Here is a 19,405-nt window from a genome sequence, read left to right as displayed (position 1 = left end):
TGCCATACTTGCGGGATCACCGCAACTCATTTCTATCAAATAGCCACTGTTTACTGAGCTTCTTTTTCGAAATATTCGATTTTCAGCTCTCGGCTATTTAGCTTCCACGGCGATGATTTGATATCCAATACACCTTGATTGTGCAGTTCATTTACAACAGAAGAAGTTGTAGGGACTGAACAGTTTGCTAATTTTGCTAGAATATTTATGTGAAGCCAATCTGAAAAAACTGGCATTTTCTTATTAGTCAAATCATTTTCTAGTAAGAAATTAAGTGTAGCAATAATTTTATTTTTGGAAGCTTCTGTTCCAAGTAACTCTTGACGTTTCAAATCCTGTTCGTTCTTTTCCGCGATTTGCAAGAAAAAAACAGACAATATTTGTTCTTTCTCTAATTTCCCGAAGACTGTTTCTGCTGGAATAAGGCAAATTTCCGTAGTTTCTAATGCTTTCAACTCAAGTGTATGGCGAGTTGGAAAAACAAAGCTTTTTTGGAAGAAGCAACGTGCAATTCCTTTTTTTTTGCCCGCACTTTCTTCAATTAATGTGCCTTTTTTCATTAACAGGATATGATCTCGATCAACCGTAATGCTTTCCCATGCTTTTATCTTTTTAAATACGTGAGAAAAATTACTGAGAAGATATGTATAAATAATTGCATCTCTTTTCACATAATCATAGAATTCAATATACTTCATTTTTTAACTCAGCCCTTCTAAATTTCTGTAATGAATAGCTTTATACCATCCTGTTGTATTACACTCTAGTATCTTACTACCTAACAAGTGCTATCGTAAGTGGTCGAATTAGCAAAAGTTCCGACTTTTTTTCGAAAGATGTGACAATATAGACATCATTCTTGTTGGAACGAAATAGCCGTTTTGTTAAAAATGACTATTCGCTTTTTTATCCTTCACTACAGCAAATGAAAAGAGACGTATGAAAGCCCGCTTGGTGACAGCGATTTCATACTATTTAAAATAGCTTACAGGCTACTATTTCACTTCAAATCAAGATTTCCCACTCTCTGTATGTACTTTATTTTTTGGTCTCAGCAAACTTCAAGATAGCTTCTCATGCATTTATTTGCGCAAAACTTCCGTGTTTATTATTTTGCTCTTCCTAGTCTATTTCCATTAACCAAACCTTGTATCTTCTGGATTTCCAATAGTAAATAGACATCATTCTAATCATAATATCTAAAAAATGAACGGTCCCTTATCTGTGACATTCTTGACATATTTTATAAAAACGAAGTCCGTATGAAAACTTCTTAGGTAATGAAACTTTATAGATATGGTTGTTATAATTGAGAATGGTTTTCTTTTTAAAAAATAGAGAGATAATAAAGGGGAGGACTATGTGGAAAAAGCATAAATGGCTTATTATAGCTATTTTTTTACTAGTAATTTATGTAATCCCCTTATTTATTTTTGGTGGAATAGTCATGTGAGAATTCATGATAATTTGGATTCCAATATCACATGGCACAAAATGGTTTTGGATAGCGGAGATTACACAGCTAAGGTAGGAACTGCAAACATAGACCAATTGATGGCTGACAACGTTCCGCGAGATTCATTCGATTCGGAATTTGTTGGCATTAACTGGCTTTATATACTTTTTAGTACACCAGTTGCATTTGCAATGAATCAATTAATTACTCGCTTATTTGCTTTTTTAGGATTATTTTTATGGGCAAGAGATTACCTTATCAAGGATAAAAAATACCTAGTCCCACTTTATTTTGTTTCGCTTGCGTTTGCACTAACACCGTACTGGCCATCCAGAATGTTAAGTACACTTGGTATGCCGCTTGCATTATGAGCATTCCTAAACATTAGAAGTCATAAGCGACGAATTTGGAATCTCCTCATTTTGACTTTACTTCCCCTTTATCGCAGTTTGATTTTAGATTGTCGCTTCTTTTTTGGTGGTTTTAGGGTTGGATATCATTAAAGAGCATGTGGAAATAATGCGAACTTTTCCAGATTTCACTTTTTGCAGTTATTTTTATTTTATGGGCTATTTCCCCTAGCGATTGTGTACTTATTGAAAAAAGGTGCTTGGTGGAGAAAACTAGCTTATAAAGCGATTTCTTACACCTCGTCGTTGTTTTTATTCATAATTCCGAGATTTACTATCGATATGGCCATGAGACTCCTACTATTAATCAATTTTATGCAACCGAGCAGTTGGAAGATATTAAAAGTTACAGTAGATGGCTATGTCAACTCCTACTCACTGCGGCTTTCCGAAAAATAATTACTGGAGAATTAGATAAGAGTCCTGTTTTAGAGGATTATTATGACAATTTGGGAAATCGATGTTATTTATTTTCTGCAGAGTTAGGTAAAAATTATGATTTTGGAAAAGATTCCAAGAAACATATTAAAAACTCAGATTTTAATGCGGAGGAGTTAACAGCGAGTATATTTTATCCGCAGCACCAATTGACAATCCCGCTGAACAAGGGTTGAAATTCGAAAAAATCTTTAACGACAAAAAATCTTACTAGAAAATTTATTTATATAAAGTGTCACCTTAAATAGCTAAAATGTGTGCTACTTCTGCAACTAATGAACCGTATTATGCATCTTTTATGGTATGATTAGTAAAAGGAGTGATTTTAATGAAAAAGACCATCCAATCAGTTGGGATTTGGGGCGATAGTATTATGAAAGGCGTACTTTTCAATCCTGAAAAAAATCGCTATACGCTACTAAAAAACAATTGTATTAAACGTGCATCCGAAAAATTAGGAATCACTTTCCAAAATCATTCTACAATGGGGCGTACGATTACAAAAGGATATGAAATTTTAACAAAAGATCTAGCCAAAGATGCTAGTCATGATATAGCTATAATTGAATTTGGTGGAAATGACTGTGACTTCAACTGGACAGAAGTTTCTGAAAATCCAGAGGCACAGCATATTCCAAGTACGCCTCTAGATATATTTGAAACGCAATTACATGAAATGATTGCTAGCCTAAAAAAAGTAGATATTCAACCAGTTTTGATGACTTTACCACCGCTTCATGCCAAACGTTATTTTAATTTTATTACGCGAAATGGGTTAAACAAAGAAAATATACTTGCCTTTTTAGGCGGCGATGTACAAATGATTTATCGCTGGCAGGAACGCTATAGTAATGCTATTTTCCGAATTGCCAGTGAAACAAGTAGCCATATTATTGATATTCGCGATAGTTTTCTTGCGGAATTTCATTATGAGGATCTTTTATGTGTAGATGGAATTCACCCTAATGAAGCAGGGCATATCAAAATGTCTCGCAAATTTGTCCAATACGCTAGTTTCTTTAAAGCTTAGTTTTCTAATCAATATGAAAAGCCACTACTTTTTAAAGGGCACTGCCACTAAAAAATGAGAATAAAAGAAAAACACTTTCGTTGAATTCATGTAAAATGAAATTAATGGAGGTGTTTTTTGTGCGTACAAGAGTTATGTATCCAGTAGAAATAAAAGAAGAAGCAATCAAAATGAAGCTAGCTGGCAAAGCAACCAAAGAAATTATGGACGCTTTAAATATCAAGAATCCAACACAAGTGAAAATTTGGTGGCGCTGGTATCGAAATGGAGAAACCCATCGGTTTCATCAAGGTGTAGGAAAACAATATAAACATCAAAAAGGTCTCGTTGAATTACCCGAAATAGAGCAATTAAAAATAGCTCTTCGACAAAAAGAAGTGGAACTGGAAATCTTAAAAAAGTACAAGGCGTTGGAAAGGAAGTGAGTCCCTCCTATTTTGTTTCCTTAGTAGAAAATCTAAAAAGAACCTATCTAGTCAAAGAAATCTGCCAAGCATTACAAGTTCCAATATCCACTTATTACCGCTGGAAAAAGAAAGGTTTTACACGAACTACCGTGGAAAACAAAGTGGGGAAATTGTGTAAAACTTATCATTATACGTATGGTTATCGAAAGATTGCTGCACTAATGAAACAAGAAGAAAATATTGGTATCAATCAAGTTCAACGCATTATGCAGAAACACAGTTGGCAGTGCCAAGTGAAAGTTAAAAGAAAAACGTTATCCGTAGTATGTCCCGAAAAGGGACACCTGCAGATAACGCTCCCATAGAATGTTTCCATTCCTCGCTAAAGTGTGAAACATTCTACCTTAATAAAGCGTATAAATACGCTAAATCTATTGTAATCCAAATTGTAAAAGATTACATTAAATATTATAATGAAAAAAGAATTCAACAAAAATCAGGCTACCAGTCTCCCGTTAATTTCAGGAAACAAGCAGTTTAATCAAAAGTGTTTTTATTCAATTCTCACTTTTCCATGTCAGTGTAGCATTACAGTAATGGCTTTTTTATGTTCACTTAAATAGCAAACTTATAACTTTTTTTCTGCCTCTCGCATATGCCCTTCATAATTTTCCACTTTATAAAGCAAATAATCATGCGCCTCTTGCATTTCATCTATTTTTTCTTGCATTAACTCTGCTTGTTCAGTGAGTAATGCCTTTCGTGCCAAGATAGTTGAGTCATCATTTTCATAAATCATCGCAACATATTCTCTTAAACTTTCGACACCCATACCAGCACTTCGCATTGTTTTAGCAAACTTCAATTGATTGATACTTCGCTCATTAAAATCCCGTAGCCCGTTAGCCTGCCTAGGTATTGGCATAATTATTCCGATACGTTCATAATAACGAATCGTATCATTTGTTAAGCCTGTTATCTTTGCCGCTTCTTTTATATTCATTTTTCACCCCTCCTAAAATTATTGTTGCTACCATTATACCTTCAACAAGACAAAAATTCGATTTAAACTTAGCTATCAATTAGTATTCTGTTATCAGCTTATTACTCCTTGATACTCCATACCAAAACGTTTCGAAAAATGTTCAAAAATAGGAGAAATAGTATTTATTTCTTCTTTAGTTGGTCCAGATCCTTGTACGATAATCTTTATATTTTTGCCATTATAGCGTTCGTCAACTGATTCTCGTGTCGATCAATAAAAGTTTTAAGAAGTCTTGTCATGTCTGACCAATATATAGCTGTTCCGATGACAATGTTTTCAGCCCTTCGTTAATTAAATGAAAACACTTGGAGTGCACTTCAAGTCAAGCCTTACCATTTTTGTTCAAAAATAGAATTCATTCCGTGTTATACTTAAAAAAAAGGAGTGAACGCCCATTTTACATTTACAAAAAATGACTTCCGTAGATTTGGAAGATTTCTTATCGTCCGCTATTACTGATTATGCAAAAGATAAAGTTGAAGCTGGAACTTGGTCTGACCAGGAAGCTTTAGCTAAATCAAAAGCTTCCTTTGACAAATTACTTTTTGACGGAGTAACAACACCAAACGAACATCTTTATAGCATATTCACCTCTCAAAAAATTGGTTATCTTTGGTTTCATACCGACGAAACTACTTCCCAGAAAACTGCTTTTATCTATGATTTCGTTATTTTTGAGGAATTCCGTGGCCAGGGTTTTGGTACTAAAAGTTTAGAGGCTTTAGATATTTTGGCTAAAGAAATGCAGATTAATAAAATCGAACTGCATGTTTTTGCTCATAATCAAATTGCTATCCGTTTATATAACAAAATTGGTTTTGAAAACACGGATATCACAATGGCTAAATATCTTTAAAAAAATGGCTTGAAATCCAAATTCGATGGAACTTCAAGCCATTTTATTTTGTCATATTTAAATGAATTCGTTCTATTTCAGCCAATTTCACATTCCCCTTTGTCGTTCTGAAATATCTAGTTGTCAGACCTTCCGCACTCCGAAAAATAAATTCATTTGCTTCCAACCAATAGACTGCAAAAAGTAATTGATTTTTAGTAAATGATCTAGCCCCTGGAAATGACATCCATTCATACATCAAGTGATCCATCGTGGCATTTGCATCCTCGGTTCTAGCTAAAATCTGATAAATTACCGCTTCCGTTGGTCGTTCCATCATATCAACTCCTGCTTAAAGCATCCCTATTTCTCCAATATGATAAATAAAAAATATCAAAACTAATAATAAAATATTAAAACTTAAAAGAATCCACTTCACCAGCTTTTCCTTCACAAAAAAAACACTAATAGTAGAAATAATACTTAAAAATAGCGGAATAAGTTTGTATGAAATCCCCTTTTCTCCACCTGGTACAATGCCTGAAATATGTAATCCCCAAGTCAAAATAACCCAAGTTACTGTTACGATTGTTAGCAAAAATGCGGCAAAGTCTTGCCTGCTTTTCTTCATATGCTCCCCCCTTGTCACTTTAAGCTTACCATAAAAACGCGACACAATAAAAACAAGCTAATTTTCATAGCTTGTTTTTATTAAATCTTAATTAAGTTCAATGCAAATAAAGCGACTAAAAGTATATTAAATAGAATCGCAATCCATTTTTCATCTAGTAATTTGTTTAAACGAGTACCAATTAACGCTCCAAGAATAGCTCCAGGTATCATATAAATTCCAATTGAAAAATCACTTCCACCAATAATCGCATAAGAACCAATACTCGCAAATGAAGTTAGTAGTGTTACATAGCTAGATGTGGCCGATGCTGTTTTTTGATTTAACATAAATATTAATAGTAGTATTGGTATGACAATCGGTCCCCCACCAATACCGAACAACCCTGCTAAAAATCCAATTATAATCCCAAATACAAATGGCATAATCCGGTATTTACTTAAAAAATGTGGTTGTTCACTATGGCGTTTCTTTTTCCACACCATTAGTAGCAGCAGTACGACGATTAAAACTCCATATAAAAAGCGATAAACTGTTTCAGGTAGCATTTGATTGACCATGGCTCCTAAAAAAGTGGTCGGGATACTTGTAATCGCTATTTTTAATGCTAGTCCAACATCCCCTTGTTTTCGTTTATAGTAGATGCTGCAGGTGAAAATCGCCATCGTAAACACCGTCAATGCAGAACTAAAAGCAGCTGTCCCCTGAGAAACACCCATCAATAATAAGATTGGCAAAAGGATGACACCGCCACCAATTCCTAAAAAGCTTCCGATAACACTTGTACTAAGCGCTATTAGAAAATATGTTATTATGTCCATTTACCATTACCTCTTTTCTATCTATTTCAGCTTAACATATTTTCATTTATTAAAAAGTACTAAAAAAGACAATAAATTATTGTCTTTAACTGTTTATTCTGGAATTGGTTCGCTAAGTACCTCACTTAAAGGCTCATTCATATAAGTAACTGTCATTTGATCTAAATCCGCTTCCCAAAGAGCGATTCCTGCTAAACCAGCTAATTCTATAAATGCTTCAAAATGGATGGAACCTGCTTGGGCTTGTTGAACAGCTTTTTTAATTTTTTCTGTTGAAACTTCTTGAGCAAACGGTTTAGGAACACCATTTAGTTGCGCTTCTATCTTCTTTTCGCTAGCATCCCAAAATATATAAATACCTTTTTGTACAAGGAATTGATATTTGACTACACCAATTTGTTTGAAACCTGCGATAACTTTAGGAAAATCTCCTGCATTTTTTTCACTTGTTGCTACTTCTAAAATCGTTTGTTTATTTAGCATTGCTGATCTCCAATCAAATATGTTTATTTATATTATACTTGACTACGATGAAAATTTAAATAGTTGGCTTTTCTTCTTTGTATGTTTCAATCAATGCTTCTTCTAGGTCATATAACGAATCATTTGTTTGATCAAGTGAATAACCATGATCCAAAGCAAAAATGATAATCGCATCCCGGCGATTTTTTGCGTATAGTGGTGGATATTCCGTATATTTCAGCAAACGACTAGCTTCTAACCCCGAAAGTTTAAATCCAAAAGAAAGTGCAATCGTTCGGTCCCGTGACGGCCGTCTCACCCCACTAAATATTTGATAACCATATGTTTCATGAAGTCTTGCCGAACGAATAACACTCGCTTTCGTCAAATTTTTTTCTGCTAATAATTCCTTTAAATAGCTAACCATCTCATTTGATTTAAATTCACCCTCATTTTCATCTAAAACTTGGCGCAAATTGGTCGCTTTTTTTAATTCATGAAGTAACTTACTTGTCTCTTTTTCCCCATCCATTAGGCATGCCTCCGACTGTTTTTTTTCATTATATCATGGAATAAGTACCAGACTACTATGCTTCATGCTATAATTTTACTATAAAGGTGTAGAGGGGATTTTATGTAAATGGGAGAAATGACACTTGCTTTTATAGAACAACAATACAAAAAATTAGATGAATTAAACGATAAAGAAAATCCTGCTATCCTCACTCGGAATATTTCGTCAGGAGAATTATTTGTTCGTAAGGTACTTCCGATTGGTTATGCTCCTGTTATTGAGCAACTGAAAAAATTATCTAGTGATTACCTACCTAAAATAGAAGTGATGATTCCTAGTGGAAAACATTTGATTGTCTACGAAGAATATATTAATGGGAAAAATTTAGCAGATTTAGTAAAAAAACATCCTACATTTGCTCCTAGTGAAGTGACGAGACTCATGTTAATGCTAGCAAACGCGCTTACCGAACTCCATGCTAATGATATCATTCATCGGGACATTAAACCATCCAATATTATGATTTCGAATGACGGCATCTTAAAATTAATTGATTTCGATGCTTCTCGTGTTTACGAGATTGGCAAAAACCAAGACACTGTTAACCTCGGCACAATTGGTTATGCCGCTCCCGAACAATACGGTTATTCACAAACCGATGCTCGTTCAGATATTTATAGTATCGGTATCCTTATGCTCGAACTCTTATGCGAAAAAAACATCTTACCCGGTAAAGAAAACACCACTTCCCTTGAAAAAATCGCCCATCGTGCTGCATCTTTTGACCCTGACAAGCGTTATCAAACAATTGAAGAATTTCGAACAGCGGTCAAAAATGATTCGCTTGGACCAACTTTTGTCTCTGAGCTATCCGATTTCGCAAGTTTTGAAAACTTGAGAGAGGAACCTGAGCAAGTTTTTCTTCCTTGGTACAGGAACATTCCCGGTTTTAGGACAGGACGTACTTGGAAAATGGTGGTTGCTATTTTAGGCTATATTTTCTTACTTTTTGGTTTGTTTAGCGAACCTTTAGAAAGCTCCAAAATGACTCACACAGAGAACTTTTTTAGCAACTTTGTCTTAATTGTTCCTGCCTTTATTATTTTTACTAATCTATGTGGCATATGGAAAAAACTACCTCTTTTAAAATCAACTTCATTTGTACTACGAGCCATCGGTATCCCTGTTTATATATTTATTTGTATTCTAATCTCAGCAATTTTCAACACACTAATCTCTTAGTCCTATGCCCATTGCATAGGACTTTTCTTATATACACATGGTCTAATAGAAGCAGATAAACCAAGAAGGAGAGAATACAATGAAAAAATGGAAAAAAGCTTTATTATTAATAGGAGGTCTTACGCTTTCACTTGCACTTACAGCTTGTGGCACAACAGAAGATACATCAAGTGAAGCTAAAACAGAGACAGCAAAAGCGGAAACAAAAGAGAAGAAGAAAAAAGATCCAAATAAACTAGGAGATTATCAAGTCGAAATCATTAGTTCAGAAGTTATCAAAGACTATGAAGGAAAAGATGCCATCGCTGTCAAAAGTAAGTTCACCAATAATAGCAAAGAAAATATTTCATTCATGGTGGCAATTGATCAACAGGCTTTTCAAAATGGCACACAATTAGAAACAACGGTATCTTCAGGAGATGTCTTAGGTAACACAGATAAAGACGTTCAGCCAGGCTCATCACTTGAAGTAACCGAAACATACAGTTTGCAAGATACGCAAAATAAAGTCGATATTGAAGCAAAAGAACTCATTAGTTTTAGCGATAATACTGTTAAAAAATCATTTGAATTAAAATAACGAGAACCCCGTAGGCAATAGTTTGTTTACGGGTTCTTTGTTGTTTAAAACGTTAAGCGATTTTTCACCCGATTCATAAACGAATCATTTTCATTGAAAGTAGTTCTAAGTTGGATTGCTTTGGCAGGATAATTTGTGATGATGCCGTCAATATTTTTCCTTAAATACATTTGCATTAATTTTTCTTTATTAACTGTCCAAACGAACACCATTTTTTCATTTCGTTTTGCTTGTGTAAGTAATCGTTTGTTGATTGAAAAATCTTCTAAGACAATAAAATCAGCTGATGTTTTTGGTAAATTACCAATATTTAACGCTAAAATAATACCAGTTTTTAAAGTTGGATCTGTCTTTTCAATTTTCTCCATAATTGGCTGATTAAGTGATTGAACTAAATATTTATCTGTTACTTGTTCTTTTTTTAGTAGCGCGATTAAATTATTAACCATGTCCCCAGATTCTGCGCCGTGTAATTTAACTTCAATAAGCAAGTCAATTTTATTCTTTTTCGCAGTTGCAATAATCTCTTCCAATGTAGCAATCTTAGAAGAATAAGTACCACTATGTACTTCGATTTGTTGTAGTTCTTTTAGTGTCATATCTGCTACTCTCTTCGAACTTCCTGCTAATCTACGAAGTGTTAAATCATGGAAAACAATGAATTTCTTGTCTTTCGTTTCTTGAATATCTATCTCACTATAATCCGCCCCAGCATTAGCTGCTGATTCAATTGCTTCTACTGTATTTTCCACTGCATTCATCGTATCTCCGCGATGAGCAATGATTTTAGTGTTTGGCTCATATAAAGTCGAATTTACAGCATACACATTAAAACCACTGACGAAGATGAACACTACTATTCCACTGATAATAATCTGTTTTTTAGGGAAGAATTGGCTACGGTTCGCTTGCCACAATTCAGTTTTTGTCTCAATGATAAACGCATTTTTGACTAATAGTTGGGCAATAATACCTTGAAAAATCCCAGCAAAGAAAAAACCGATTATTTGAAGTATCGTTAAGGTTAATCCAGCTACAAATACCGTTACCTCTGCTGAAAATTTCTCTACTAAAAATAAAGGAAACATAATTATGGAGGCAATAATGGAAATAACAAATCCAGTAATAACAATGATTAATACCCATTTTAACAACATCGTAAATAAACGTTTCTGTGGAAATTGCCAACTTTTCTTTATTGCTGTATTAATTTTAAGTGACTTATCTTCAATAAAATATGGCAGCGCGAAAACAAGTCTAGCGCTAATGTAAAAAATAATACTAATAGCAATAAAATATAGCCACATCCCTCCAGTACTCTTCATCAATTCATCCGTAATAAAATGTGGTAAATACAAATCTTCCGTGATAGTTAGTGGTAAAGATAACCCTGCAATTGGTAGCAGCAAAAAGAAATAAACAAGAAAATAAATTGCTTGAAAACTAATGAAATATTTTGCTTTTGAGTTAAGTCTTTGGAGAATTTTTAAAATGGTATAGTCTTTTCCCCTAAGTTGGTAAATAGCCATTAAAATGAAAAATCCTAATTCATAGTAAACAAACAACAAAATAAGCAATACTAATACAATTAGCATGATAACAGCGATTGGGCTTGAAAATATATCGCCTAAGTTCGAGTCTGTAATACCTGGTACCCCAGCAATCCGAAGAATAAAGAAAAAGAAATAATAAATAAATGGCGGAATAACAAAGGATTGAACTGTCGTCAGTAATAAAGTGACTTTAAGATAGTCCATCCGATATTGATATATAACTTTCAAACTATTTTTTATATCATTCACTGAGTTCCCTCCTTCCTATTTTACTTATAAGGCTTTACAGTTTATCTAAGAAGTAAAATTAGTTATAATTAATTCATAAAATTAACTATTCGAAAGAGGTGGAATTATGCATCCAATGGAACAATTTCTAGCAAATAATCACACTAACATTGCTGAAGTCGAAGCTAATACTCGTTTAAAGAAAGGAACTTTACAGAAATTAATTGATAAAAATGTCCGTACTTCTGATATTAGTCTCCGAGTTCTCACTCAGATTGCTTATACATTAAACACCGGAGCTGACATAGTTGCTAAACAACTAAGTGATTTAGAAGTGACAAATGATCTTATTTTTCTCACAGAGGACTAACAACAACTGCGTATTTCCACTACTATTCTTTCGTTATTATATCCCACTAAAACTATTCCAGCAAACAGCAAAAAAGGCTAGATACTGACATCTAGCCTTTCGAAAATTTTACTTATTAAACGAAATCACTATTTTTCCGACTGCATGGTGTGTTTCACTTAAAGCGTGTGCATCAAAAACACCTTTTTCAGAGAATGGGAAAGTTTCTCCAATAATCGCTTTTATAGTTTTATTTTCCAATAATTTAGCCAACTCATTCAGCTGTTTGCCATTAGGTTCCAGCCAAATCCCAGTCGATGTCACATTTTTTTCTTTTGCCTTTTCCTCGTTAGAAATCCCTACAATGCTTACTAATCGTCCAGTTCCTTCTTTTAAAACATCATAGCTATCCGTTTCGATTTGTCCTCCCATTGTATCAAAAACCACATCAATATCAGAAAGAATATCTTTAAAGTCAACTTCTTTATAGTCAATTACTTGATCCGCTCCAAGTGATTTCAGTAATTCATGGTTTTTAGCGCTAGCGGTTGTTATTACTTCTGCTCCTGCATGTTTTGCTAGTTGAATTGCAAAAGTTCCAACGCCACCAGCACCTGCATGAATCAATACCTTCTCACCTTTTTGAAGTTTTGCATGATCAAATAGTGCTTGCCATGCTGTTAAGCCAGCAAGTGGTACTGAAGCAGCTTCTTCAAAACTAATACCATCAGGGATTTTCGCTAATAAATGGTCATCCACTGCAGTATATTCTGCATATGTCCCGAAGCGAGTTGTTTCTGGACGGGCAAATACTTTATCGCCAACTTTCCAATCTGTCACGCCTTCTCCTACCTCAGAAATAACACCAGCAACATCCCACCCTAATATAATTGGAAATTCCCAGTCCATCATTTGTTTTAAGTAGCCTTCACGAAGCTTCCAGTCAATTGGATTGATGGAAGTTGCGCTTTCCTTGACGATAACTTGATTTTTTTCTAGTTTAGGCATCGCTACTTCTTTTTCTTTTAATTGTTCTTTACCACCATAATTTTCGATTACTACTGCTTTCATTTTTATTTCTCCTCCATTTTCTCGATATTATTCATCATTTTTGTGATTGATTTTAACCAAAAGGCAACTTCTTCTTCTGAAAAACCTGCTAGTGCTTCATTTTGAAAATTCTCTTTTTCTGCAAGTAAAGAAGCTAATTCCGCTTCACCAGTTGCGGTTAAAAACAAGTATGTGTAGCGTTTGTTTTCATCATTCTTTTCACGAGTAATCAGTCCTTGCTCTTCCATACGCTTTAAATGCCTTGTAATACTTGCCGAATCAATATACAAGCTTTCTTTTAGTTTGTTTTGACTCTGGCCGGGTGTTTGCCTGATATGAAATAAAATCTCTACTTTAGTAAAACTTCGATTCGTTTGCTGTTCAAAAACATGACTAATTTCTTTTGATAGCAAATGCATTCGGTAAAGTAGTTCAGATTGTTCTGTACATGGTTCCAGCTTCATTCACCTCCATAGTTGATATGTCAAATGATATATCAATCATTATACGCGTCCTATTCTAAAGTACAAAGAATATGCTCATTTTAAATAGTAACTAATTTTTTGTAAGCATATTATTTGCTGTTATACTAACTTATACGCTACACTTGATAGATACTTTTATAAATGGAGGCAAGATTGTAATGACAAATGTACTTTTCATCAAAGCAAACGGTTTACCTGCAGAACGCTCAGTGAGTGTAGCACTATACGAAATTTTTCTAAACGAATACAAAAAATCACACCCGAACGATAATGTGACAGAATTAGATTTATTTGAAGCTGATCTACCTTATTATGATGTAACAATGATGAGTGGATTACATAAAGATGTTGCTGGTGAAACACTTACCAGTGAAGAAAAACGCTTGGCTGATATCGCCAATGGTTACTTAGATCAATTCTTAGCAGCCGACAAAATCGTTATGGCTTTCCCACTTTGGAATTTCAGTATTCCGGCTCAATTTTTAACTTACTTATTCTATTTGAATCAAGCTGGAAAAACCTTCAAATATACTGCAAATGGTCCAATTGGTCTTGTTACAGATAAAAAAGTAGCTTTACTTAATGCACGTGGCGGAATCTACTCAGATGGCCCAATGCAAAGCTTCGAAATGTCTGTAAATTACGTAAAAAATGTCCTTGGTCACTTCGGAATTTCCGAACCAGAAATGGTGATTGTAGAAGGTCACAATGCAAAACCAGACCAAGCAAAAGATATTATCTCAGCAGGTGCCAAAGAAGCTGCTGAACTTGCTCAAAAATTCTAATCCAAAAGAACTGTCAATGATGAATTTCATTAACAGTTCTTTTTTTTGTGCATTTTCATCCATATCGTTAACATTTTAGACATATTTTTGTTTAAAAAAGTATTTTTAAAGGAATTAATAATAGATGAAGTATAATCATATTAATTTTATAGTTAAAATTTAAAAAGGAGGCAACAGCTTCATGATAAAACTAGGAATAAAAATCAGTCTATGCACTCTTTTAATATTGCCACTTAGCATTGCCCCGATGTCTAACAATGTTTCTGCAGAAGAAAATAGCAATGTCCAAGCGGCCCAAGATATTGTAAATATTCCTGATCCCGCATTCAAAAGCTACTTGAATAGTATTTTGGGTCAACCTACTACTAGTGATATTACAGAGGCACAGATGGATACGATTACCAACATTACTATTAATGGAGGTACTGTAGCAGATATAACCGGTATAGATTATGCACATAATTTAACTTCTGTCCGACTAGCTAACACACAAGTTACCGATTTTTCTTTACTCGCCTCATTATCAAAATTAACAAATATTAGTTTAGCTGGTAGTAATATTACCTCCAACTCCATCCCAGATCTTAATGGTTTACAAGAGCTAACAAACTTAAATATTAGTCCTGCAAATCTCACCAATGATGCTTTAACTAAAATTAATAAAATCCCCAACTTAACTTACTTAAATTTAGATAGTAACTATTCTTTGACCGATATTATGCCACTTAAATCATTACCTAATCTAGTTACTTTATTTGTACAATTTTGTGGAATTCATGATTATCGTGGAATTGAAGACTTTCCCAAGTTAAACAATTTATCTGCTTATGGACAGAATGTTGGGCGGTCGGTCTTAATAAACAGTTCTATTAAGAGTTCCGCATTAAATTATGATGAAGCAAACCAAACTATTTTTGTTCCCTTTACGTTAATGACAGACCGCACCGTGAATTTCAATGGTGATCTTATTCCATTTTCAACTTCTACAAGTAGCTCTAGCACTTATTTCACATTAAATGAACAACAAATTGCTGGCAGTCGGTTAAGTATTGATGATACTGGTGTCACAGTTAGCGGGATTACAAAAGATGATTTTGATGCCATTACTAAGATGGAATACAATGCGGTTTATAATAACCCAGCTGGAAGTTACGCAGCTCCGCCAAATATTACTTCCTATACGATTTCAGGTGGGACATACGACCATTACTTTGATATTGATCATTCCTTGACGATTACAAATGATGATACAATAAGTTATATAGAAGGAGATTCTATTACAGAAGCACAGTTCTTAGCTGATATTCAAGCTGAAACAGATGATGGAACCCCAGTGACAAGTGATTTTAATAGTGTGGTAGATTTAAATACTCCAGGGGTTTATACCGTGACACTTAATGCCGAAAATGCTGCAGGTCTAAAAGCAACACCTAAAACAGTCACAGTCACTATTTTAGCTAAACCAGTAATTACGGCGGATAAAACAATCACTTATACAACCGACGATTCCAAAACTCCCGAACAATTTTTAAAGGATATTTCAGCTACTACCAATGATGGAAGTCCCGTCACAAGTGATTTTGATAGTGTGGTTAACTTAAATAAAGCCGGCACGTATGAGGTGACCTTGCGTGCGGTAAGTTCAGATGGCGTAGAGGCAGATCCTGTAAAAGTTGTCGTAACAGTTGAGAATGGGGAAAAACCACCTGTCCCACCGACTCCTCCAACACCTCCTGGACCAGACCCAGCACCTGCACCTGATCCAAGTCCAAATCCAAACGGTGATATTGATTCTTCTACTAACAACAAAAACACATCACCTAATCATCAAAAAAGCACCAAGCAAGCTTCCTTACCTGCTACAGGTGATGCTGATCAAGACACCATGATTTTAATTGGTATCGTTTTAGCCGGTGTAGCTGTTCTCTCTTTCAGAAAAAGAAAACAATATTAAACTAAAAAGCTGCGACTCTAGCTAAAATCGCAGCTTTTTTGCATTCATTATTTACTAACTTCTCCGCGCCATGCTCCCATGCCCCCCATTACATTTGTTACCTCAAAACCTTCAGTGGCTAAAAACTGACTAGCACGTTCTGACCGTCCACCTGCATAGCAAATGATTGTATAAGCTTGTTTGCTGTCTAGTTTTTTTAGTTCCTCTTGTAATTGGTTTATCGGGATATTGATAGCATTTGGAATATGCCCTCCCGCATAATCAGCAGCGTCTCTTACATCTAATATATTTCTTGGATTGACCTTCAATTCTTGTTCCAAGTCGTTTGCTGTAATAGATTGATACATTTTTTCACCTCTTCTATTTATTCTTTCTTAACCATATCGTCTATTCCGCAATCAAACAAACTTTCTGCTCAAAAAGAACCCTGAAGCTGAGTAGGTGAAAAAATTAGTTTCCTTCTATAAAATCACGACGTTTATAACCAATGTAGCCTAATCCAAGTAATACAATTGATATCACAGTAATTGTAATAAATGTTGGTAAGTCAAAGGACTCTCCTGGAAGCTGAGGCAACCAAGATTGAATGGCTGTTTTGGAGAACCAAACCGGGAGATCAAGAATCCCTCCAAAGTAATTTAACATAAATGAGTAGCCTAAATAGAGATAAACCACTTTCCCCAATCTAGGTAGCCATCCTAAGAATAAACCGGCAAGTCCAATGAAAAATAAAATAACTGGGAAGAAATTAAATCCGGCTCCAATAAAATCACCAAAATTCATATCCGAGTTACTCCCCATCGAAGCCAGTGCTGCTCCTCCAAGACTTCCAGAGCTAAAGAATAGAGCAATAATCCCTGCAATAGTTGCTAAAAACACGCTTGTCCAGTAGAACTTAGCACGTGAAACTTTCGTTGAAAAAAGCTGACTAAAACGACCACGGACTTCTTCTGAGAAAAGCCTGTTCATAATCGCAATCGGCAAAATAGCAGATAGAGAAACGAGCACAATCATAATTGTACCTGTAAATGATTCTTCTAATGAGATATTAGAACTGCTAAACATTTGTTTCAATAAATCATTACTTTCTAAAAACGACTGCATATCACCGTAAATCGACCCGTATGCTGCTCCCATCACTATAAAGGCAACTAGCCATCCCATCGTGATACCTTTGCTGAGTTTAGTGAGTAATCCATGAACAGATAGTAAGCTACGTCTTGCGTTAGCCCGCCCTTCTCGTTGGGGAATATAACCATCACCCATATCACGTCTACTTTCAAGTACAAATGATAGAACGCTTAGGACGATAACAAAAAGGAGCAAATAGAGAAGTGGCAACCAGTTATTTTCAGTGAATGGATAGGTGAGATATGTCCAACCCATCGGATTAAACATCGATGCATTTACATTCGCTGTATCGGTAGCCGCACGCAAAATGTAAAGTAAACCTAAAATGCCAAGTGAAGCACCAGTTGCTCCAGATGATGCTGGCATGATTTGTGCAAAAAACAAGGCAAGCGCAGCACCTAAAAGTCCAGCTCCTGCAACAGAAAGACCGAATAAAAATGACCCTTCAACAGTAATCGTTTCTGCACCAAAACTTGCCATTATAACGGCTATTGCAACACCAAGCAATAGGTTAATTAAAAAAGTCTCCTTCATCACCGCAAAAGAGTTCGCTTGCCTTCCAACACTGAATGAACGAACTAGTTCAGTCAAACCTAAATCTTCTTCTTTTCGCGTATGCCCAACCACATGCAAAATAGAAATAACAGAAGCAAATAAACCACAAAAAAGTAACATTTCATTAGAATACATTGCACCCAGCGTATAATCAACTGCGCTTGAAACCGGTGTAGGTCCAACCATCGCAATCATTGCTGGATTCTGCATTGTTTCATACATACCAACTAAACCATTTCCTTTAGCGATTTCTTCAAAAGCCGGGACAAAAGCACCTGAAAATACGCCAAGACCACCTACCCAAAAGATAATTTTCTTCCAATCTCGTTTTAAGTATTGGACAAACAAAATCATCCAACAAGCAAATTTCTCATTCATTTTAAATTCCCTCCTCCGAATCCACCTATGCTTCGTAATGTCTTATGAACAGATCTTCAAGTGTTGGCGGAACGGACTCGAATTTCATAACACCGAGTTTTGAGGCTTCTGCTAAAATAATATTCATCGCAGTATTATCTGCCGAAAAAGTTGCTTCATCATCTTTTTGAACGAAGTCATGTACACCATCAATTGTTTTTAGTGCAGCAACATCTTCCTTCGTTTGGACAGTTATTGTTGAACGAGTTAAATGTCGTAATTCTGCAAGAGTACCTGTCTCAACAACACTTCCTTGTCGGATGATAGCAATTTTATCTGCAAGTCGCTCCACTTCACTCAAAATATGCGAAGATAAGATAATCGCTTTTCCAGACCGCTTAATTTTCTCTACTTCATCTTGAAAAACAGCTTCCATTAATGGATCAAGTCCTGACGTGGGTTCATCAAAGATATAAAGGTCTGACTCTACTGCAAGTGCTGCTATCAATCCTACTTTTTGTCTGTTTCCCTTGGAATAGTTTTTAGCTTTTTTCTTTGGATCTAACTCAAAACTTTGAATAAGTGCATCACGTCGATTTTTACTACCATTTCCGTGTAATTTCATGAATAAGTCAATTATCTCTCCACCAGTCAAACTTCCCCAAAGTGCTACATCCCCTGGCACATAAGAAATTTTTTTATGGATTTCCAGACTGTCTTTCCAAACATCCTTTCCAAAAATCTTTGCACTTCCTCCATCGCTGTGGATAATTCCAAGTAACGCACGAATTGTAGTTGATTTTCCTGCGCCATTCGGTCCGATAAAACCTAGAACTTCGCCAGGATTTACCGTAAATGATACATTAGATAAAGCTTGGAATTTACCGAACTTTTTTTGAAGCTGTTCGACTTTTACAATTTCTGTCATAATTTCGATACTCCTTTTTTCGGTTTAATGATAAAATAGAATAAATAAGCTTTCTTAAGTTTAAAATTACCCATCTATCTCATTTTATAAACTGTTTTTCAATTTCAAATCAATAATAGGTTATTTTAAATCTTATGTCAACAAAGTTCTAACGAATCA

General features: G+C 35.0%; 21 protein-coding genes and 2 pseudogenes. 10 read left to right on the top strand and 13 right to left on the bottom strand.

Annotated elements, in window-relative coordinates; genetic code table 11:
- Nucleotides 1–50: 50 nt before the first annotated feature.
- Complete coding sequence (locus JL53_RS03470) at nucleotides 51–698, bottom strand: cyclic nucleotide-binding domain-containing protein (RefSeq protein WP_003720355.1); 648 nt, start codon at nucleotides 696–698, stop codon at nucleotides 51–53.
- A 751-nt stretch (nucleotides 699–1,449) separates the two neighbouring features.
- On the opposite strand from JL53_RS03470, the gene JL53_RS16000 reads away from it, so the two are divergent.
- The 4 genes and pseudogenes from JL53_RS16000 to JL53_RS15300 all read left to right on the top strand — a co-directional run bounded on the left by JL53_RS16000 (nucleotide 1,450) and on the right by JL53_RS15300 (nucleotide 4,282).
- Nucleotides 1,450–1,827 carry a DUF6044 family protein gene (locus JL53_RS16000; RefSeq protein ID WP_394355432.1) on the top strand — a complete coding sequence of 126 codons (378 nt, stop codon included), beginning with the start codon at nucleotides 1,450–1,452 and terminating at the stop codon, nucleotides 1,825–1,827.
- A gap of 368 nt (nucleotides 1,828–2,195) precedes the next feature.
- Nucleotides 2,196–2,518, top strand: a pseudogene (locus JL53_RS15995) (DUF6044 family protein).
- A 114-nt stretch (nucleotides 2,519–2,632) separates the two neighbouring features.
- A complete protein-coding gene (locus tag JL53_RS03460) occupies nucleotides 2,633–3,334 on the top strand; it encodes an SGNH/GDSL hydrolase family protein (protein WP_038406776.1) in 702 nt (233 codons plus the stop codon).
- A 104-nt stretch (nucleotides 3,335–3,438) separates the two neighbouring features.
- Nucleotides 3,439–4,282 (top strand): annotated as a pseudogene (locus tag JL53_RS15300) (IS3 family transposase).
- 87 nt (nucleotides 4,283–4,369) lie between these two features.
- Here JL53_RS15300 and JL53_RS03445 read toward each other — a convergent pair.
- Entirely contained in the window at nucleotides 4,370–4,744 is a 375-nt protein-coding gene (locus tag JL53_RS03445; RefSeq protein WP_038406775.1) for a MerR family transcriptional regulator, read from the bottom strand.
- Between the two features lie 454 nt (nucleotides 4,745–5,198).
- Between JL53_RS03445 and JL53_RS03440 the strand changes: the two genes are divergently transcribed.
- Nucleotides 5,199–5,642, top strand: a complete 444-nt coding sequence (locus tag JL53_RS03440) for a GNAT family N-acetyltransferase (protein ID WP_003718762.1) — start codon at nucleotides 5,199–5,201, stop codon at nucleotides 5,640–5,642.
- Between the two features lie 43 nt (nucleotides 5,643–5,685).
- Here the strand turns inward: JL53_RS03440 and JL53_RS03435 are convergent, their stop codons facing one another.
- From JL53_RS03435 to JL53_RS03415, 5 genes are all read right to left on the bottom strand, one after another.
- Nucleotides 5,686–5,958: a DUF3116 family protein gene (locus JL53_RS03435; protein WP_038406774.1), complete on the bottom strand. Its 273-nt coding sequence runs from the start codon at nucleotides 5,956–5,958 to the stop codon at nucleotides 5,686–5,688.
- 15 nt (nucleotides 5,959–5,973) lie between these two features.
- On the bottom strand, nucleotides 5,974–6,252 hold the full coding sequence (locus JL53_RS03430) for a hypothetical protein (RefSeq protein WP_003718760.1): 279 nt from the start codon (nucleotides 6,250–6,252) through the stop codon (nucleotides 5,974–5,976).
- A gap of 80 nt (nucleotides 6,253–6,332) precedes the next feature.
- Nucleotides 6,333–7,073, bottom strand: a complete 741-nt coding sequence (locus JL53_RS03425) for a sulfite exporter TauE/SafE family protein (protein ID WP_038406773.1) — start codon at nucleotides 7,071–7,073, stop codon at nucleotides 6,333–6,335.
- A 93-nt stretch (nucleotides 7,074–7,166) separates the two neighbouring features.
- Nucleotides 7,167–7,556 carry a DUF1398 family protein gene (locus JL53_RS03420; RefSeq protein ID WP_038406772.1) on the bottom strand — a complete coding sequence of 130 codons (390 nt, stop codon included), beginning with the start codon at nucleotides 7,554–7,556 and terminating at the stop codon, nucleotides 7,167–7,169.
- Between the two features lie 55 nt (nucleotides 7,557–7,611).
- A complete protein-coding gene (locus tag JL53_RS03415) occupies nucleotides 7,612–8,067 on the bottom strand; it encodes a hypothetical protein (protein WP_038406771.1) in 456 nt (151 codons plus the stop codon).
- Nucleotides 8,068–8,175: 108 nt separating this feature from the next.
- On the opposite strand from JL53_RS03415, the gene JL53_RS03410 reads away from it, so the two are divergent.
- Both JL53_RS03410 and JL53_RS03405 read left to right on the top strand, forming a co-directional pair.
- Complete coding sequence (locus JL53_RS03410; protein WP_038406770.1) at nucleotides 8,176–9,291, top strand: serine/threonine-protein kinase; 1,116 nt, start codon at nucleotides 8,176–8,178, stop codon at nucleotides 9,289–9,291.
- 79 nt (nucleotides 9,292–9,370) lie between these two features.
- Nucleotides 9,371–9,871 carry a DUF5067 domain-containing protein gene (locus tag JL53_RS03405; RefSeq protein WP_003718755.1) on the top strand — a complete coding sequence of 167 codons (501 nt, stop codon included), beginning with the start codon at nucleotides 9,371–9,373 and terminating at the stop codon, nucleotides 9,869–9,871.
- 44 nt (nucleotides 9,872–9,915) lie between these two features.
- On the opposite strand, the gene JL53_RS03400 is transcribed toward JL53_RS03405, so the two are convergent.
- Nucleotides 9,916–11,673, bottom strand: a complete 1,758-nt coding sequence (locus JL53_RS03400; RefSeq protein ID WP_038406769.1) for a glycerophosphodiester phosphodiesterase — start codon at nucleotides 11,671–11,673, stop codon at nucleotides 9,916–9,918.
- 106 nt (nucleotides 11,674–11,779) lie between these two features.
- Here JL53_RS03400 and JL53_RS03395 point away from each other — a divergent pair, with 106 nt between their 5' ends.
- On the top strand, nucleotides 11,780–12,022 hold the full coding sequence (locus JL53_RS03395; protein ID WP_003718752.1) for a hypothetical protein: 243 nt from the start codon (nucleotides 11,780–11,782) through the stop codon (nucleotides 12,020–12,022).
- 108 nt (nucleotides 12,023–12,130) lie between these two features.
- Here JL53_RS03395 and JL53_RS03390 read toward each other — a convergent pair whose 3' ends face one another.
- Together JL53_RS03390 and JL53_RS03385 are read right to left on the bottom strand one after the other, a co-directional pair.
- Nucleotides 12,131–13,072, bottom strand: coding sequence for an NADP-dependent oxidoreductase (locus JL53_RS03390; RefSeq protein WP_003718751.1), 942 nt, complete (start codon nucleotides 13,070–13,072; stop codon nucleotides 12,131–12,133).
- Nucleotides 13,073–13,074: 2 nt separating this feature from the next.
- The gene (locus tag JL53_RS03385; protein ID WP_003718750.1) at nucleotides 13,075–13,515 is read right to left on the bottom strand and encodes a MarR family winged helix-turn-helix transcriptional regulator; all 441 of its coding nucleotides are present in this window, start codon (nucleotides 13,513–13,515) and stop codon (nucleotides 13,075–13,077) included.
- A gap of 179 nt (nucleotides 13,516–13,694) precedes the next feature.
- Between JL53_RS03385 and JL53_RS03380 the strand changes: the two genes are divergently transcribed.
- Entirely contained in the window at nucleotides 13,695–14,321 is a 627-nt protein-coding gene (locus tag JL53_RS03380; RefSeq protein WP_003718749.1) for an FMN-dependent NADH-azoreductase, read from the top strand.
- Between the two features lie 181 nt (nucleotides 14,322–14,502).
- Nucleotides 14,503–16,275, top strand: coding sequence for a LapB repeat-containing protein (locus JL53_RS03375; RefSeq protein ID WP_038406768.1), 1,773 nt, complete (start codon nucleotides 14,503–14,505; stop codon nucleotides 16,273–16,275).
- Between the two features lie 47 nt (nucleotides 16,276–16,322).
- Here the strand turns inward: JL53_RS03375 and JL53_RS03370 are convergent, their stop codons facing one another.
- From JL53_RS03370 to JL53_RS03360, 3 genes are all read right to left on the bottom strand, one after another.
- Nucleotides 16,323–16,622 (bottom strand): rhodanese-like domain-containing protein, encoded by a 300-nt coding sequence (locus tag JL53_RS03370; RefSeq protein WP_038406767.1) that lies wholly within the window; start codon nucleotides 16,620–16,622, stop codon nucleotides 16,323–16,325.
- Nucleotides 16,623–16,725: 103 nt separating this feature from the next.
- On the bottom strand, nucleotides 16,726–18,339 hold the full coding sequence (locus tag JL53_RS03365; RefSeq protein ID WP_038406766.1) for an ABC transporter permease: 1,614 nt from the start codon (nucleotides 18,337–18,339) through the stop codon (nucleotides 16,726–16,728).
- A 25-nt stretch (nucleotides 18,340–18,364) separates the two neighbouring features.
- The gene (locus JL53_RS03360; protein ID WP_038406765.1) at nucleotides 18,365–19,246 is read right to left on the bottom strand and encodes an ABC transporter ATP-binding protein; all 882 of its coding nucleotides are present in this window, start codon (nucleotides 19,244–19,246) and stop codon (nucleotides 18,365–18,367) included.
- Nucleotides 19,247–19,405 lie beyond the last annotated feature (159 nt).

The organism is Listeria ivanovii subsp. londoniensis (assembly GCF_000763495.1).
Taxonomy (GTDB): domain Bacteria; phylum Bacillota; class Bacilli; order Lactobacillales; family Listeriaceae; genus Listeria; species Listeria londoniensis.
This window is presented reverse-complemented; position numbering and strand designations above follow the sequence as displayed.

Excerpts from the sequence above, each read along its gene's own strand:
- JL53_RS03425 (WP_038406773.1), bottom strand. The coding sequence starts at position 7,073 with ATGGACATAATAACATATTTTCTAATAGCGCTTAGTACAAGTGTTATC.
- JL53_RS03410 (WP_038406770.1), top strand. The coding sequence starts at position 8,176 with ATGGGAGAAATGACACTTGCTTTTATAGAACAACAATACAAAAAATTA.
- JL53_RS03460 (WP_038406776.1), top strand. The coding sequence starts at position 2,633 with ATGAAAAAGACCATCCAATCAGTTGGGATTTGGGGCGATAGTATTATG.
- JL53_RS03435 (WP_038406774.1), bottom strand. The coding sequence starts at position 5,958 with ATGGAACGACCAACGGAAGCGGTAATTTATCAGATTTTAGCTAGAACC.
- JL53_RS03440 (WP_003718762.1), top strand. The coding sequence starts at position 5,199 with ATGACTTCCGTAGATTTGGAAGATTTCTTATCGTCCGCTATTACTGAT.
- JL53_RS03360 (WP_038406765.1), bottom strand. The coding sequence starts at position 19,246 with ATGACAGAAATTGTAAAAGTCGAACAGCTTCAAAAAAAGTTCGGTAAA.
- JL53_RS03380 (WP_003718749.1), top strand. The coding sequence starts at position 13,695 with ATGACAAATGTACTTTTCATCAAAGCAAACGGTTTACCTGCAGAACGC.
- JL53_RS03445 (WP_038406775.1), bottom strand. The coding sequence starts at position 4,744 with ATGAATATAAAAGAAGCGGCAAAGATAACAGGCTTAACAAATGATACG.
- JL53_RS03420 (WP_038406772.1), bottom strand. The coding sequence starts at position 7,556 with ATGCTAAATAAACAAACGATTTTAGAAGTAGCAACAAGTGAAAAAAAT.
- JL53_RS03390 (WP_003718751.1), bottom strand. The coding sequence starts at position 13,072 with ATGAAAGCAGTAGTAATCGAAAATTATGGTGGTAAAGAACAATTAAAA.
- JL53_RS03430 (WP_003718760.1), bottom strand. The coding sequence starts at position 6,252 with ATGAAGAAAAGCAGGCAAGACTTTGCCGCATTTTTGCTAACAATCGTA.
- JL53_RS03375 (WP_038406768.1), top strand. The coding sequence starts at position 14,503 with ATGATAAAACTAGGAATAAAAATCAGTCTATGCACTCTTTTAATATTG.
- JL53_RS03395 (WP_003718752.1), top strand. The coding sequence starts at position 11,780 with ATGCATCCAATGGAACAATTTCTAGCAAATAATCACACTAACATTGCT.
- JL53_RS03385 (WP_003718750.1), bottom strand. The coding sequence starts at position 13,515 with ATGAAGCTGGAACCATGTACAGAACAATCTGAACTACTTTACCGAATG.
- JL53_RS03405 (WP_003718755.1), top strand. The coding sequence starts at position 9,371 with ATGAAAAAATGGAAAAAAGCTTTATTATTAATAGGAGGTCTTACGCTT.
- JL53_RS03415 (WP_038406771.1), bottom strand. The coding sequence starts at position 8,067 with ATGGATGGGGAAAAAGAGACAAGTAAGTTACTTCATGAATTAAAAAAA.
- JL53_RS03365 (WP_038406766.1), bottom strand. The coding sequence starts at position 18,339 with ATGAATGAGAAATTTGCTTGTTGGATGATTTTGTTTGTCCAATACTTA.
- JL53_RS03370 (WP_038406767.1), bottom strand. The coding sequence starts at position 16,622 with ATGTATCAATCTATTACAGCAAACGACTTGGAACAAGAATTGAAGGTC.
- JL53_RS03470 (WP_003720355.1), bottom strand. The coding sequence starts at position 698 with ATGAAGTATATTGAATTCTATGATTATGTGAAAAGAGATGCAATTATT.